The sequence below is a fragment of the Erwinia oleae genome, from assembly GCF_000770305.1.
GTDB lineage: Bacteria > Pseudomonadota > Gammaproteobacteria > Enterobacterales > Enterobacteriaceae > Erwinia > Erwinia oleae.
In genome coordinates this window covers 18,614-33,947 of sequence record NZ_JNVB01000028.1, presented here as the reverse complement: position 1 = coordinate 33,947, position 15,334 = coordinate 18,614, and the positions used below count along the sequence as shown (strand labels likewise).

Below are 15,334 nucleotides of genomic sequence, written 5' to 3'. Positions count from 1 at the left end.
GTCAGGGTCGGGCATTATAATGATTTCGAGGCAATTCGCAGCTAAATACTGGTCTTATCAGCGAAGTTAATCAACTGACCTGGGAGGATGCAGGCGAATACTTTCCAGAACTGCGGCACGGCACGCAGTTCTGGAAGACCGCTATCGCAGCCACTGGCGGAATTTTTTATAGCGCCACGCCAGCAAAATTGCTGCGATAAGCGCATAAATCCAGGGCTGGGGCGAGAAGGTCTTGACTGACCACAGATAGTGCACCGGCGCGAGGATCGCGACCAGATAGATGCCGTTATGCAGCGTTTGCCAGCGCTTGCCCAGACGACGCTGCGCTTTTTGTGGTGACGTCGCCGCCAACAACAGCAATATCACCCAGCTCACGATACCCAGCGTCAGATAAGGACGGGAAACCAGCTCGGAGCCAAGCAGGCCGAGATTATCTATCCCTAACTCCAACAGCGAGTAGCTCACCAGATGCAGCGTTGCCCAGGCAAAGCACCACAGGCCGAGCAGCCGACGAACGCGGATCAGCAGCGGCTGTCTGCCGTAGCGCGCCAGCGGCGTCACCAGCAGCGTGCCCAGGAGAAATTTCAGCGCCATGCGCCCGGTAAAATGCTGAATATCCTTGGCCGGATCGGCGCTCAGCCAGCCCTGATCGATGGACAACAGCAGCCACAGCAGCGGTAGACTACCTGCCAGGTGCAGTACAACTTTCAGCAGCGTTATCTGTTTAAGCGTCAGGCGCACTAGAAATTCTCCCGCAAATCCATGCCACGATAGAGCGACGCCACCTGATCGGCATAACCGTTAAACAACAGAGTGGGTTGCCGTTTGACGTCAAGAATACCGCCTGAGCCGATAAAACGTTCGGTCGCCTGTGACCAGCGCGGGTGATCGACGTGCGGATTGACGTTGCCGTAAAAACCGTATTCATTCGATGCCAGCTGATTCCACGTGGTGGGCGGCATATCCTTCACTAAGGTAATTTTGACAATCGACTTAATGCCCTTAAAGCCGTATTTCCACGGCACCGTCAGGCGAACAGGCGCGCCGTTCTGCGGCGGCAGCGCTTTACCGTAAACGCCGGTGGTCAGCATCGTCAGGGGATGCATCGCTTCATCCAGACGCAGCCCTTCAACGTAGGGATAATCGATACCGCCACCGATAAAGCGATCTTTCTGGCCTGGCATTTCATCAGGCGCATAACGCGTCTGGAAAGCCACATAGCGCGCGTTGCTGGTGGGCTCGACCATTTTCAACAGCTTGCCCAGTTCAAAGCCCACCCAGGGCACCACCATCGACCAGGCCTCAACGCAGCGCATCCGGTAAATTCGCTGCTCAAGCGGAAAGCGCTTAAACAGGTCGTCCATACTCAGGGTGATGGGTTTCGCCACTTCACCGCCGATCTCTATTTTCCAGTCGGTGGTGTTCAGCGTCCCCGCATTGGCGGCCGGATCGGCTTTATCCAGCCCGAACTCATAAAAATTGTTATAACCCGTCACCTTGTCTTCCGGCGTGAGCGTCAGCTTCGCCTGAAACTGCGCAGGTTTGCTGAAATCGAGCGGCTTCCCGGCAGGGGCTTTGGGACGATCGTTGCCCTTAAACCACGCCAGTACATCCGCCTGCACGGCGGTGGGCAGCGACAGCGCGGCTGCGCTGATCCCCAACGTTTTCAGCACCTGGCGGCGACCGTTAAAAATACTTTCCGGGGTAACGTCGCGTTCAGTCAGTTTATCTACAGGTTTCATCGGGTGAGGTCTCCAGGGAGCAGCGAAAAAACAAGAAACGTGACGCGTAGCGCCCCCGGTAAACGACAGGGGGCAAAAAATTAACGAATTTTTACCAGCGTGCGGCCGGTTATTTCACCCTTCAGCAGCCTTGCCGCGCCGTCAGCAGCCTCGGCCAGCGCAATCTCACGCGTGGCGTGTTGATAAAACGCCTCAGGCAGCGTTTTGACCAGTCTTTTCCAGGCTGCAACACGGCGCGCCGCTGGCACACTCACTGAGTCGACGCCCTGAAGACGCACGTTGCGTAAAATAAACGGCATGACCGTGGTCGGCAGGGCAAAACCGCCCGCCAGCCCGCAGGCGGCCACCACGCCGCCGTAATTCATCTGCGCCAGCACGGCGGCCAGCACTTTGTCGCCCACCGTATCAATGGCGCCTGCCCAGCGCTGCTTTTCCAGCGGGCGCGAGTCCTGGGTAAACTCATCACGGGAAAGCATTGATGTCGCGCCCAGCTGCCGTAAATAGTCGTACGTGGTTCCACGGCCGCTGACCGCCGTCACCGTGTAACCCAGCGCGCTGAGCAGGGCGATGGCACTGCTGCCCACGCCGCCGCTGGCGCCGGTTACCAGAATGTCGCCGCTGTCAGGCCGGATGCCGCCCTCTTCGAGCGCCATAACGCAAAGCATTGCGGTAAAGCCCGCCGTGCCGATGATCATCGCTTTACGGCCGTCCAGCCCTTCCGGCATCGGCACCAGCCAGTCGGCTTTAACCCGCGCCTGTTCAGCAAGGCCACCCCAGTGATTCTCTCCCACGCCCCAACCGGTAAGCAGCACCGCCTGACCATTATGGAAGCGCGGATCTTCGCTGTGGTGAACCTTTCCGGCAAAATCGATGCCGGGAACCATCGGAAACTGACGAATGATTTTTCCTTTCCCGGTAATGGCCAGCGCATCTTTATAGTTAAGACTCGACCAGTCGATATCGACCGTTACTTCACCGGCAGGTAACATCTCTGGCGAAACCGGCTTCACGTGTGCGATGGTCTCGCCGTCTGACTGTTCAAGAACGAGTGCTTGCATGGGATCTCCTGCATAGGCTTTAAAAGTATAAGAAGGTTTTAAAAAGAGTTTACTGACTTTATTGTTAACTATCTTGCGAACAGGTAAGTAAATGCACGAAGGGATGTGATATTTTTCTCTGACGACATCAGCCGAAACTACTTACACTATCAGCAGAAAATTGAGAAAAGCGCTGCTGCAAAACGGGCACAGGGATGCGATTAACAACCAGACTTTCCACGATTATCACACTTGTGACCGCGCTGGCAACCATGCTGATGCTGGCGGGGTGCGTGCTGAGTTTTTTTTATCTGAGCGAGCGCCGCGCGGAGCATCGTTTGCAGTTATTCGCGGAAAACGTCGACAGCGCGCTGCTGCTCAACTCGCCTGAACAAATTGCCCCCGGCATGCGCCTGATGATGGGGCCGCTGCAAATTACGCGCGCAGAACTGCTCGACGGGCAGTCGGTTCGTCTGAAGGTGGGACATCATCAGGATGAGGTGATAGAGGACGAGCCGAATCAGCTCCATCGCACCGTTATTCAACTGAAAAAACACCCGGGTTATTCGCTGAATATTTTGTGGGTGGACACCACGAAGACCTGGCTGCGCTCGTTTATGGGCAGCTTTACCCTGACCGTGGTGGTGGCGATCGCCATCATTATGACGCTGACGCTGCTGCTGATCCACCGCTGGCTGAACCGCCAGCTAAAAGGCATGGAGCACCTTGAACGCCGCGCCGCAGACGTACTGAAGGGCGAGCGCAGCCAGGTGAGATCCGGCTCGGTTTATGAATGGCCGCCCAAAGCCAGTTCCGCTATCGACCTGCTGCTTTCCGATCTGCATCAGGCGGGGGAGCAGCGCAATCGTATCGATACGTTGATCCGCGCCTTTGCCGCCAGAGATGCCAAAACCGGTCTTAACAACCGGCTGTTTTTCGATAATCAGCTCTCAACAATGCTGGAAGAAAATGACGGTGCCAGCGCGCACGGCATGGTGATGATGATACGTTTGCCGGACTTCGATACGCTGCGTGAAAACGAAGGCAATCACTATTCGCAGGAGTACCTGTTCGATATGGTCAATCTGCTCTCCACCTTTGTCATGCGCTATCCGGGCGCGCTGCTGGCGCGCTATTTTCGTAGCGATTTTACGGTCTTACTGCCGCATCGCAGCCTGAAAGACGCCGACATTATTGCTTCGCAATTGATAAACGCCGTGGATGCGCTGCCACCTAACCGCATGCTGGACCGCGAAGACATGATCCACATTGGTATCAGCGCCTGGCACAGCGGGCAAAGTACGCAGGACGTGATGGACAGTGTGGAGCTGGCAACACGGCAGGCGACGCTGTTGGGCGGCAACAACTGGTCAGTCAGCAACGTTCCGCAGCAAAAATTTTCGCGCGGTAGTGTGAAGTGGCGAACGCTGCTGGAAAATACGCTCAGCCGCGGCGGCCCGCGCCTGTATCAAAAGCCTGCGGTCGATCGCCTGGGCAGCGTGCATCATCGGGAAATCATGCCGCGCATTTTCGACGGCGAGACCGAAGTGCTGGCTGCGGAGTATCTGCCGCTGGTGCAGCAGCTTGGCATGGCGGAAGCCTACGATCGTCAGATGGTGATGCGCATCATTTCCCTGCTGCCGGTCTGGCCGGAAGAAACGCTGGCTGTCCCGTTGACGGTTGACGCGCTTTTAAAACCGTCATTTCTGACCTGGCTGCACGATGTCCTGCTGCAATGCACTAAATTTCAAAGAAATCACATTTTATTTGAACTTGCAGAAGCAGATGTGTGTCAACACATCAATCGTCTTGGCGGCGCGCTGCGTCTGATGCAAGGCTCAGGCTGCCGGATTGCAGTGAATCAGGCGGGCCTGACGGTGGTCAGCGCATCGTATATTAAGCAGTTTGACGTTGAGCTGATCAAGCTGCATCCCGGTCTGGTGCGCAATATTGAACGGCGCACCGAAAACCAGCTCTTCGTGCAGAGCCTGCTTGAGAGCTGTCACGGGACATCAACGCGGGTCTTTGCCGCTGGCGTTCGGGCCAAAACGGAATGGCTGACGCTGGCTGAACTGGGCGTGGCGGGAGGGCAGGGAGATTTCTTTGCATCCTCGGAACTGCTGAGCAGCAACGTGAAAAAATATTCGCAAAGATATCGAGTTTAATCTGCCGTTAAACCCGTTTTCACGTAGAATGGCCGCGCGGCTGTGGTGCCGACGAGAGGTTGTCCTGACGCAGAGTGAGGGCGCCTGAGAATGTAAAATTTTATGTACGTTATACCCGCTTGCCAGCGTGGAAATGAACAGCGAGACCGTTTCGACTGTGGATAGTTTTTGGCGTTGTAAGTCTGGCGTGATATAGCGTATTTTTTCATCGAAGCAGGACGTTTTTGCGCCTTGTCGCTGCCTCATGTGATTGGTAAAGTAAGCGGATTTTATCATCCGCCTCCAGCTTGCAGGATTATCCTTCAGTATGTTTAAAAAATTTCGTGGCATGTTTTCCAACGACTTGTCCATCGACCTGGGTACCGCCAATACCCTGATTTACGTTAAAGGACAGGGCATCGTCTTGAATGAGCCCTCCGTCGTTGCTATCCGCCAGGATCGTGCCGGTTCCCCGAAAAGCGTTGCGGCCGTTGGCCATGACGCTAAGCAGATGCTTGGCCGTACGCCGGGAAATATTGCTGCTATTCGCCCGATGAAAGATGGCGTGATTGCTGATTTCTTCGTGACCGAAAAAATGCTTCAGCACTTTATTAAACAGGTTCACAGCAACAGTTTCATGCGCCCAAGTCCGCGCGTGCTGGTCTGTGTGCCCGTTGGCGCCACGCAGGTTGAGCGTCGTGCAATTCGCGAATCCGCTCAGGGCGCAGGCGCGCGCGAAGTATTCCTGATTGAAGAGCCGATGGCCGCCGCGATTGGCGCCGGCCTGCCGGTGTCAGAAGCGACCGGCTCCATGGTTGTGGATATCGGTGGCGGCACCACGGAAGTGGCGGTGATCTCGCTGAACGGCGTGGTTTACTCCTCTTCCGTGCGTATTGGCGGCGACCGCTTTGATGAAGCCATCATTAATTATGTTCGCCGTAACTACGGTTCGTTGATTGGTGAAGCGACCGCCGAGCGTATCAAGCATGAAATCGGTTCTGCCTATCCGGGCGACGAAGTGCGCGAAATCGAAGTGCGTGGCCGTAATCTGGCCGAAGGCGTGCCGCGCGGCTTTACGCTGAATTCAAATGAAATTCTTGAAGCATTGCAGGAGCCGCTGACCGGTATCGTTAGCGCGGTTATGGTGGCGCTTGAACAGTGTCCGCCTGAACTGGCCTCTGACATCTCCGAGCGCGGCATGGTGCTCACCGGCGGCGGCGCGCTGTTGCGTAACCTCGATCGCCTGCTGATGGAAGAGACGGGCATCCCGGTTGTGGTGGCCGAAGATCCTCTGACCTGCGTAGCGCGCGGCGGTGGTAAAGCGCTGGAAATGATCGACATGCACGGCGGCGATTTGTTCAGCGAAGAATAATCAGCCTGAAGGCGCGCGTGTCTGCGCGCGTCTTTTACCCGATGTCGAGGAAAACGCCGAGTTTATGAAGCCGATTTTCAGTAGGGGGCCTTCCCTACAGTTACGCTTATTTTTAGCGGTCCTGGTGGCAGTAGGCGTCATCATCGCCGACAGCCGCATGGGCGCGTTTACCCAAATTCGCACCTATATGGATACGGCGGTCAGCCCATTCTATTTTCTGGCCAACGGGCCACGTCAGATTCTGGACAGCGTTTCTGAAACGCTCGCCTCTCGTCAGCAGCTTGAACTGGAAAATAAAGCGCTTCAGCGCGAGCTGATGATCAAAAACAGCGAACTTCTGATGCTGGGTCAGTTTAAGCAGGAAAACGCGCGCCTGCGCGAGCTGCTTGGCTCGCCGCTGCGTCAGGACGAGCAGAAAATGGTTACCCAGGTGATCTCAGCCGGTACCGATCCCTACACCGATCAGGTGGTGATCGATAAAGGCAGCGTCAACGGCGTCTATGAAGGCCAGCCGGTTATCAGCGACAAGGGCGTGGTGGGGCAGGTCGTGGCGGTAGGGAAAATTACCAGCCGCGTGATGCTGATCTGCGACTCTTCCCATGCGCTGCCTATCCAGGTACTACGCAATGACATTCGCGTGATCGCCGCCGGTAATGGCTGTTCCGAAGAGCTTCAGCTTGAGCACCTGGCAGGGAATATCGACATCCGTCCGGGCGACGTGCTGGTCACCTCCGGGCTGGGCGGTCGCTTCCCGGAAGGGTATCCGGTGGGCGTGGTCTCCTCGGTGAAAGTGGATACGCAGCGTGCCTATACCGTCATTCAGGCGCGGCCTACCGCTGGCCTTCAGCGTCTGCGCTACCTGTTGCTGCTGTGGGGTGCCGATCGTAACGGCAGTATGCCGCTGGCACCGCCCGAAGTGCATCGGGTGGCGAATGAACGCCTGATGCAGATGATGCCGCAGGTGCTGCCGACCGCAGGCGAAACGGTCGGGCCGCCCGCACCCGGCGCAGTGCAGAATAACGCTGCGCCAGCCGCAGCCGGAGGCCAGCCTTGAGCAGCTATCGCAGTCACGGCAGATGGGTTGTCTGGCTGTCGTTTCTGATTGCGCTCTCGCTACAGATTATGCCGTGGCCGGAACAACTTTACATGTTCCGCCCCTCCTGGCTGCTGCTGATCCTGATTTACTGGGTGCTGGCGCTGCCGCATCGCGTTAATGTCGGTACGGGCTTCCTGATGGGATCTATAATGGATCTTATTTCTGGTTCAACGCTGGGCGTGCGCGCGCTGGCACTCAGTATTGTGGCTTATCTGGTGGCCTTTAAATTTCAACTGTTCCGCAACCTCGCGCTCTGGCAGCAGGCGCTGATGGTGATGGTGCTGTCGCTGGCAACGAGCGTCATTATTTTTTGGGCGGAGTTTCTGGTGATTAACGTCTCGTTCCGTCCGGAAATTTTCTGGAGCAGCGTAATTGACGGCATCCTCTGGCCCTGGTTGTTCTTACTGATGAGAAAAATACGCCGCCAGTTCGCCGTTCAATAAGGAAGATTATGGTATCCCTTTATCTGGCCTCTGGTTCCCCTCGTCGCCGCGAGTTGCTGACGCAGCTTGGTCTGCGCTTCGAACGCCTCTCCTCGCAAATTGAAGAAAGCAGACGTCCTGATGAAGAGGCGGAAGCCTACGTTCGTCGCCTTGCGCGTGAGAAAGCGCAGGCTGGCGTAGCGGTTGCGCCGCAGGATCTGCCCGTTCTGGGCGCCGATACTATCGTTGTGCTGCATAGCGAGGTGCTGGAAAAACCCGCCAGCGCGTCTGACGCGGCCGCCATGCTGGCGAAGCTGTCGGGGCAAACGCACCGCGTGCTGACCGCCGTGGCGCTGGCTGACAGACAGCACCAACTGGAGTGTCTGACCGTCACCGACGTCACCTTTCGCACGCTGACCGACGCGGACATCGCAGGCTATATCGCCAGCGGCGAGCCGATGGATAAAGCGGGCGGATACGGCATTCAGGGACTGGGCGGAAATTTCGTCCGCAAGATCAACGGCAGCTACCACGCTGTGGTTGGGCTGCCGCTGGTGGAAACCGCCGAGCTGCTCAGCCACTTTGAATCACTGCGTGAAGTGGGGGAGAAAAATGACGGCTGAACTGCTGGTAAATATTACGCCTGGCGAAACCCGCGTTGCTTATATTGACGGCGGCATCCTTCAGGAAATCCATATCGAGCGTGAAGCGCGTCGCGGCATCGTAGGCAATATCTACAAAGGGCGCGTCAGTCGCGTGCTGCCGGGCATGCAGGCGGCCTTTGTCGATATTGGTCTGGAGAAAGCGGCGTTTCTGCACGCTTCCGACATTATGCCGCACACCGAATGCGTGGCGGGTGATGAAAAGAAAAACTTTGTGGTGCGTGATATTTCAGAGCTGGTGCGCCAGGGACAGGATCTGATGGTACAGGTGGTGAAAGATCCGCTGGGCACCAAAGGCGCGCGGCTCACCACCGACATCACGCTGCCGTCGCGCTACCTGGTCTTTATGCCCGGCGCATCGCACGTGGGCGTCTCGCAGCGTATCGAAAGCGAAGCGGAGCGCGAGCGGCTGAAATCCGTGGTGTCCTCCTACTGCGACGAACTGGGCGGCTACATTATCCGCACGGCGGCGGAAGGCGTTGGCGAAGTGGAGCTGGCGTCTGACGCTGCCTTCCTCAAGCGGCTATGGACGAAGGTGCTGGAGCGTAAAAAGCGCAACCAGACGCGCTACCGTTTGTACGGCGAAGTGGCGCTGTCGCAGCGCATCCTGCGTGATTTTGCAGGCGCCGCGCTGGATCGCGTGCGCGTGGATTCACGGATTACGTATGAGCAACTTATTGAGTTCACAGGCGAATACATCCCGGGGATGAGCGCGAAGCTGGAACTGTACACGGGTACACAGCCAATTTTTGATCTCTTCGATGTGGAAAACGAAATCCAGCGCTCGCTCGATCGCAAAGTGGAATTGAAGTCCGGCGGCTACCTGATTATCGATCAGACCGAGGCGATGACCACCATTGATATTAATACCGGCGCCTTTGTCGGCCATCGCAACCTCGACGAAACCATTTTCAATACAAATATTGAAGCGACCCAGGCGATTGCCCGTCAGCTACGTCTGCGTAACCTCGGCGGCATCATCATTATCGACTTTATCGACATGAGCAACGAAGACCACCGTCGCCGGGTGCTGCATTCGCTGGAGCAGGCGCTGAGCAAGGATCGCGTCAAAACCGGTATCAATAACTTCTCGCAGCTTGGGCTGGTGGAGATGACCCGCAAGCGCACGCGGGAAAGCATTGAGCACGTGCTTTGTCAGGAGTGTCCGTCCTGTAAAGGCCGCGGCACGCTGAAAACGGTGGAAACGGTGTGTTATGAAATCCTGCGTGAGATTGTCCGCGTTCACCACGCTTACGACTCCGATCGTTTTCTGGTTTACGTCTCGCCGGCGGTGGGCGAGGCACTGAAGACCGACGAATCCCACGCGCTGGCCGAAGTGGAAATATTCGTTGGTAAACAGGTGAAAGTTCAGATTGAACCCCTCTATACTCAGGAACAGTTTGACGTAGTAATGATGTAATGTTGTCGTTCAGGTCCGCCGTTGCGGAAGTCATGGAGAGGTGTGTGTGAGGCAATTGCCGAGGATTCTGCTGCTTGCCGGCGCGATTATCGTTGTCGTTGTTGCGCTGCTGGTGAGCGGGCTGCGTCTGGTTATGCCGCACCTGGACAGCTGGCGCGAACCGATCCTGAAGCACGTCTCCTCCGCCATCAATATGCCTGTCCAGGCTACCGCGCTGCATGGCCAGTGGGCGAACTTCGGCCCGGTTCTTGATATCGGCGATCTCCACGTTGGCTTGCAGGACGGCGGCGAGCTGAACGTCGGGCGGGTGTCGCTGGCGCTGGATGTCTGGCAGTCGCTGCTGCATCTGCGCTGGCAGTTCCGCAATCTTACTTTTTACCAGCTTCGGCTGGTGACCAATACGCCGCTGACCATTGGCGACAACGCCAAAATTGAACTGAAACCCGGTCAGATCAACGATCTTTTCCTTCGCCAGTTTGACCATTTCGACCTGCGCGACAGTGAGATCAGCTTCCTGACGCCGTCCGGCCAACGCGCGCGCCTGGATATTCCACAATTGACCTGGCTTAACGAACGAACCCGCCATCGCGCTGAAGGGTTGGTTAATCTGTCGAGCTTTACCGGCCAGCACGGCGAAGTGCAGGTGCGGCTCGATCTCAGCGACAGTAACGGATATCTGGACACCGGCCGCGTGTGGATGCAGGCCGAGGACGTAGACGTGCGCCCCTGGCTGGGAAAATGGATGCGCGACAATACCACGCTCAATCGCGCCCGCTTCAGTCTTGCCGCCTGGATGACCCTGAAAGAGGGCGAGCTTTATGAAGGTGACGTGCAGCTTAAAAAAGGCGGCGCGGGCTGGCAGGGCGACAGGCAACCCCACACGCTGACCGTCGATAATGTTACCGCGCATATCACCCGCTTCAACAGCGGCTGGCGTATTCATCTGCCGCAAACCAACCTGGTGACCGATGGGAAGCGCTGGCCGAACGGGCAGCTTTCACTGCTCTGGCAGCCGGAAAGCGGCCTGCTTCCCGGCCCGGAACATAACGAAGAGGTGCGCTTTCGCGCCACCAACCTGGATCTGGAACGCATCGATCCTATTATTCCGCTTTTCGCCGGTATGACGCCAGGGCTGCTGGAAAACTGGCGCGCGCTGCAACCACGCGGCCTGCTGAAAGTGCTGGCGGTGGACGTGCCCGTTAAGCAGCCGGAGCACATGCGTTTCCAGGCACGCTGGCAGGATCTGCGCTGGCAGCACTGGGAACTGCTGCCGGGCATGGAACATCTTGACGGCGAGGTCGCTGGCGGCGTGTCAGACGGACAGCTGCGCTTCAACCTTAATAACGCCACGCTGCCGTACGGCGACATGTTCCGTGCGCCGCTGGACGTTGCCCACGCCAGCGGCACCCTCGGCTGGCGTTATGACAAAGACAATATCACCCTCAGCGGTAAGGATCTGGATGTGCAGGCGCGCTCGCTGTGGGCTAAAGGCGACTTCAAATGGGCGCAAAACAGCGGGCAGCCGCCAAGGCTGGATATTCTTGCCGGGATCAACGTCACCAACGCGGCCGATGCCTGGCGCTACTTCCCCGAACCGCTGATGGGCACAGCGCTGGTCAATTACCTCAGCGGCGCCATTAAAGGCGGCCAGGCGCGTAATGCATCGCTGGTTTTTGCCGGTAATCCGGAACTTTTCCCGTTTAAACATAACGACGGGCTGTTCCAGGTTTGGGTGCCGCTCAAAAATGCTACCTATGCGTTTCAGCCAGGCTGGCCCGCGCTTGAGAACCTCGATATCAACCTGGATTTCGTTAACGACGGCCTGTGGATGAAGGCCAGTGAGGCGAAGCTGGGCAAGGTACAGGGGAAAAATATTTCTGCGGTCATTCCTGACTATCTGAAAGAGAAACTGATTATCGATGGTGATATCAGTGGCGAAGGCAAGGACGTTGGCGACTACTTTAATCAGACGCCGTTAAAACCTTCTTTAGGCGCTGCCCTTGATGAGCTTCAGGTTACAGGGAATGTGGGTGGTCACTTACATTTAGATATTCCGCTGGATGGCGAAGAAGTGCGCGCCACCGGCGACGTGAACCTTCATAATAATGCGCTGTTTATCAAGCCGCTGGAAAGCACGCTCCATCAGCTTAACGGGCGTTTCACTTATGATAACGGCAATCTGCAAAGCGGGCCGCTCACCGCCACCTGGTTTGGTCAGCCCATTGACGCCAGCTTTAACACCAAAGAAGCGGCGAAAGAGTATCAGATTGGCGTGGACGTGAAGGGCGACTGGCAGCCGGGTAAAATCGACGCCGTACCGGCGGCGCTACGTGAAAAACTCGGCGGCACCGCCAGCTGGAAAAGCGATTTGCAGATCGCCTTGCCGCATGCGGGCGGCGCGAATTACAACATTGCCGTGGATGGCGACCTGAAGAATGTAAGTAGTCACTTACCATCTCCGCTTGATAAAAAGCAGGGCGACGCGATGCCGGTAAAAGCTATTGCAAAAGGCGATCTCGCCTCATTTAACCTGAGCGGCTCAGTCGGTAGCGATCACCGCTTTAACAGCCGGTGGTTGTTAGGTAAGCAGCTTAAAATCGAGCGCGGTATCTGGGAAAACACCACCCGCCGCACGCCGCCCTTGCCGCAGTCTGCGGGCATGGTGCTGAACCTGCCGCCGCTGGACGGGGCCGCGTGGCTTGGTCTGGCGGGCGCAGGCGGCGATCAATCAGCCGGCAAAAGCGGAAAATCGCTGATACCGGGAAATATTATCCTGCGCACGCCTGCCCTGACGCTGGCGGGCCAGCAGTGGCGCGATCTTGACGTGACGCTCAGCCAGACGATGGCGGGAAATACTCAGGTCACGGCGAAAGGCAAAGAGATTAACGGCACCTTAGCCATCAATGGTAATTCGCCCTGGGTTGGGCATCTGAACTATCTCTATTACAACCCGGAGTGGGCCGCGCAGAAGGGCGCCTCGCCGATGCCGGACGACGCCAGCGCGATCGATTTCAGCAGATGGCCCGCGCTCAACATCACCTGTGACGAGTGCTGGCTGCGCGGGCAAAAATTTGGCCGGATGCAGGCAGATTTTGCCCACACTCACGACACGCTTTCGCTGAAAAACGGCCTGATTGACTCCGGCAGTTCGCGCCTGACGGTCAATGGCGAATGGGTTAATCGTCCTGGTTCGCAGCGCACCGCCCTGAAAGGCGTGCTGAGCGGTAAAAAAATTAACGACGCCACCAACTGGTTTGGCGTGAACTCGCCGCTGCGCGATGCGCCGTTTAATATTGATTACGATCTGCACTGGCAGTCGGCGCCCTGGCAACCGTCGGAGAATACGCTGAGTGGCGTGTTGAAAACGCACTTCGGCGCGGGGGAAATTGCTGATGTTAATACCGGGCGAGCCGGGCAGCTGCTGCGGCTGGTGAGCTTTGATGCGCTGCTGCGCAAACTGCGGTTCGACTTCAGCGACACCTTCAATCAGGGCTTCTATTTTGACTCTATCAGCGGCACGGCCTGGATCGAAAAAGGGGTGATGCGCACCGACAACCTGCTGGTGGATGGCCTGGAAGCGGATATCGCCATGCAGGGCAAAATGGATCTGGTGAAGCGCCAGATCGATATGGAAGCGGTGGTAGCGCCGGAAATTTCGGCCACCGTCGGCGTGGCGGCGGCGTTTGCGGTCAACCCGGTGGTGGGCGCGGCGGTATTTGCCGCCAGCAAGGTGCTTGCGCCGCTGTGGAATAAGATCTCTGTTCTGCGCTATCACATCTCCGGTCCCATCGACAAACCACAGATCGATGAAGTCCTTCGCAAGCCGCGTGAGAAGAGCAACAGGTGAATTTGACGTGACTGCTTAATTGCCTCAGGCTATAGAGATGCGACGCCAGGCGACTGGCTCATCCAAACAGAGCGAGAACCCATGAGTCTGAATCTGGTAAGTGAGCAGTTACTAACTGCTAATAATATAAATCAACAGGATCTCTTTTCCCTGCTCGGTCAGCTTTCCGAACGTAAGCTGGACTATGCCGATCTCTATTTTCAATCCAGCTACCACGAATCCTGGGTGCTGGAAGACCGCATTATTAAAGACGGTTCCTGGAACATCGACCATGGCGTCGGCGTGCGTGCCGTCAGCGGTGAAAAAACCGGCTTTGCCTATGCCGATCAAATTACACTGAATGCGCTGACGCAAAGTGCCCGCGCCGCACGCAGCATCGTGCGCGAACAGGGCAACGGTAAATCGCATACGCTCGGGGCGGTGGTAAACCGCTCGCTGTACACCACTGCCGATCCGCTGCAAAGCCTGACCCGTGAAGAGAAAATCGCCCTGCTGCACAGCGTGGATAAGGCCGCCCGCGCTGCCGATAAGCGCGTGCAGGAGGTCAGCGCCAGCCTGAGCGGCGTCTACGAGCTGGTGCTGGTGGCGGCAACGGACGGTACGCTGGCGACCGACGTGCGTCCGCTGGTGCGGCTTTCCGTCAGCGTGCAGGTGGAAGAAAACGGCAAACGCGAGCGCGGCTCCAGCGGCGGCGGCGGCCGATTTGGTTATGAATTTTTCCTCGCTAACGAAGCAGGCGAAACGCGGGCGGAAGCCTGGGCGCGTGAAGCCGTGCGCATGGCGCTGGTCAACCTGAGCGCCGTTGCCGCACCGGCCGGTGCGCTGCCGGTAGTACTGGGCGCGGGCTGGCCTGGCGTGCTGCTGCACGAAGCGGTCGGACACGGGCTGGAAGGCGATTTTAACCGTCGCGGCACCTCGGTATTCAGCGGACAGATGGGCCAGAAAGTGGCGTCTGAGCTGTGTACCGTGGTGGACGATGGCACTATAGAAGGGCTGCGCGGTTCGCTGGCGGTCGATGATGAAGGCGTGCCGGGTCAGTACAACGTGCTGATTGAAAACGGTATGCTGAAAGGCTACATGCAGGATAAGCTCAACGCGCGCCTGATGGGCGTCAGTCCTACCGGCAACGGTCGCCGTGAGTCCTACGCGCATCTGCCGATGCCGCGCATGACTAACACTTATATGCTGGCGGGCCATTCGACGCCGGAAGACATTATCGCAAGCGTTGATTACGGCATCTGGGCACCCAATTTTGGCGGCGGACAGGTGGATATCACCTCCGGTAAATTCGTTTTCTCAACCTCGGAAGCCTATCTGATTGAAAACGGTAAGGTGACCAAACCGGTGAAGGGGGCGACGCTGATCGGCTCCGGCATTGAAGCCATGCAGCAAATCTCCATGGTCGGCAACGATCTGGCGCTGGATAAAGGCGTGGGCGTTTGCGGCAAAGAGGGTCAGAGCGTGCCGGTCGGCGTGGGCCAGCCAACGCTGAAGCTGGACAGGCTGACCGTTGGCGGAACGGCCTGATCTCACGGCGCCGCCCGATGGGCGGCGTCTGGCGCCAGCGAATGGCACCCTGAGTAAGGCATGCG

General features: G+C 57.5%; 11 protein-coding genes. 8 read left to right on the top strand and 3 right to left on the bottom strand.

From position 1 onward, the window contains the following. Window positions 1-141 precede the first annotated feature (141 nt). The 3 genes from msrQ to acuI form a co-directional block, all read right to left on the bottom strand. Window positions 142-741, bottom strand: a complete 600-nt coding sequence (msrQ, locus tag GS12_RS11080; protein WP_034917391.1) for a protein-methionine-sulfoxide reductase heme-binding subunit MsrQ — start codon at window positions 739-741, stop codon at window positions 142-144. Then, window positions 741-1,742 carry a protein-methionine-sulfoxide reductase catalytic subunit MsrP gene (gene msrP / locus GS12_RS11075; RefSeq protein ID WP_034917388.1) on the bottom strand — a complete coding sequence of 334 codons (1,002 nt, stop codon included), beginning with the start codon at window positions 1,740-1,742 and terminating at the stop codon, window positions 741-743. The genes msrQ and msrP overlap by 1 nt, the downstream gene beginning before the upstream one ends. Window positions 1,743-1,822: 80 nt before the next feature. Then, the gene (acuI, locus tag GS12_RS11070) at window positions 1,823-2,800 is read right to left on the bottom strand and encodes an acrylyl-CoA reductase (NADPH) (RefSeq protein ID WP_034946886.1); all 978 of its coding nucleotides are present in this window, start codon (window positions 2,798-2,800) and stop codon (window positions 1,823-1,825) included. A 194-nt stretch (window positions 2,801-2,994) separates the two neighbouring features. Between acuI and csrD the strand changes: the two genes are divergently transcribed. From csrD to tldD, 8 genes are all read left to right on the top strand, one after another. Next, window positions 2,995-4,944, top strand: a complete 1,950-nt coding sequence (gene csrD, locus GS12_RS11065) for an RNase E specificity factor CsrD (RefSeq protein ID WP_034946883.1) — start codon at window positions 2,995-2,997, stop codon at window positions 4,942-4,944. Between the two features lie 307 nt (window positions 4,945-5,251). Beyond that, window positions 5,252-6,295 (top strand): rod shape-determining protein MreB, encoded by a 1,044-nt coding sequence (mreB, locus tag GS12_RS11060; RefSeq protein ID WP_003855260.1) that lies wholly within the window; start codon window positions 5,252-5,254, stop codon window positions 6,293-6,295. Between the two features lie 64 nt (window positions 6,296-6,359). Next, entirely contained in the window at window positions 6,360-7,349 is a 990-nt protein-coding gene (gene mreC, locus GS12_RS11055) for a rod shape-determining protein MreC (RefSeq protein ID WP_034917381.1), read from the top strand. Next, the gene (gene mreD / locus GS12_RS11050) at window positions 7,346-7,834 is read left to right on the top strand and encodes a rod shape-determining protein MreD (RefSeq protein ID WP_034917380.1); all 489 of its coding nucleotides are present in this window, start codon (window positions 7,346-7,348) and stop codon (window positions 7,832-7,834) included. Before mreC ends, mreD begins: the two co-directional genes overlap by 4 nt. Before the next feature lie 8 nt (window positions 7,835-7,842). Continuing rightward, window positions 7,843-8,436 (top strand): Maf family protein, encoded by a 594-nt coding sequence (locus GS12_RS11045; protein ID WP_034917377.1) that lies wholly within the window; start codon window positions 7,843-7,845, stop codon window positions 8,434-8,436. After that, window positions 8,426-9,895 carry a ribonuclease G gene (rng, locus tag GS12_RS11040; RefSeq protein WP_034946880.1) on the top strand — a complete coding sequence of 490 codons (1,470 nt, stop codon included), beginning with the start codon at window positions 8,426-8,428 and terminating at the stop codon, window positions 9,893-9,895. The genes GS12_RS11045 and rng overlap by 11 nt, the downstream gene beginning before the upstream one ends. A 46-nt stretch (window positions 9,896-9,941) precedes the next feature. Next, on the top strand, window positions 9,942-13,742 hold the full coding sequence (gene yhdP / locus GS12_RS11035) for an AsmA2 domain-containing protein YhdP (RefSeq protein WP_034946877.1): 3,801 nt from the start codon (window positions 9,942-9,944) through the stop codon (window positions 13,740-13,742). Window positions 13,743-13,823: 81 nt separating this feature from the next. Continuing rightward, a complete protein-coding gene (gene tldD, locus GS12_RS11030) occupies window positions 13,824-15,269 on the top strand; it encodes a metalloprotease TldD (RefSeq protein ID WP_034946874.1) in 1,446 nt (481 codons plus the stop codon). Window positions 15,270-15,334: the final 65 nt, after the last annotated feature.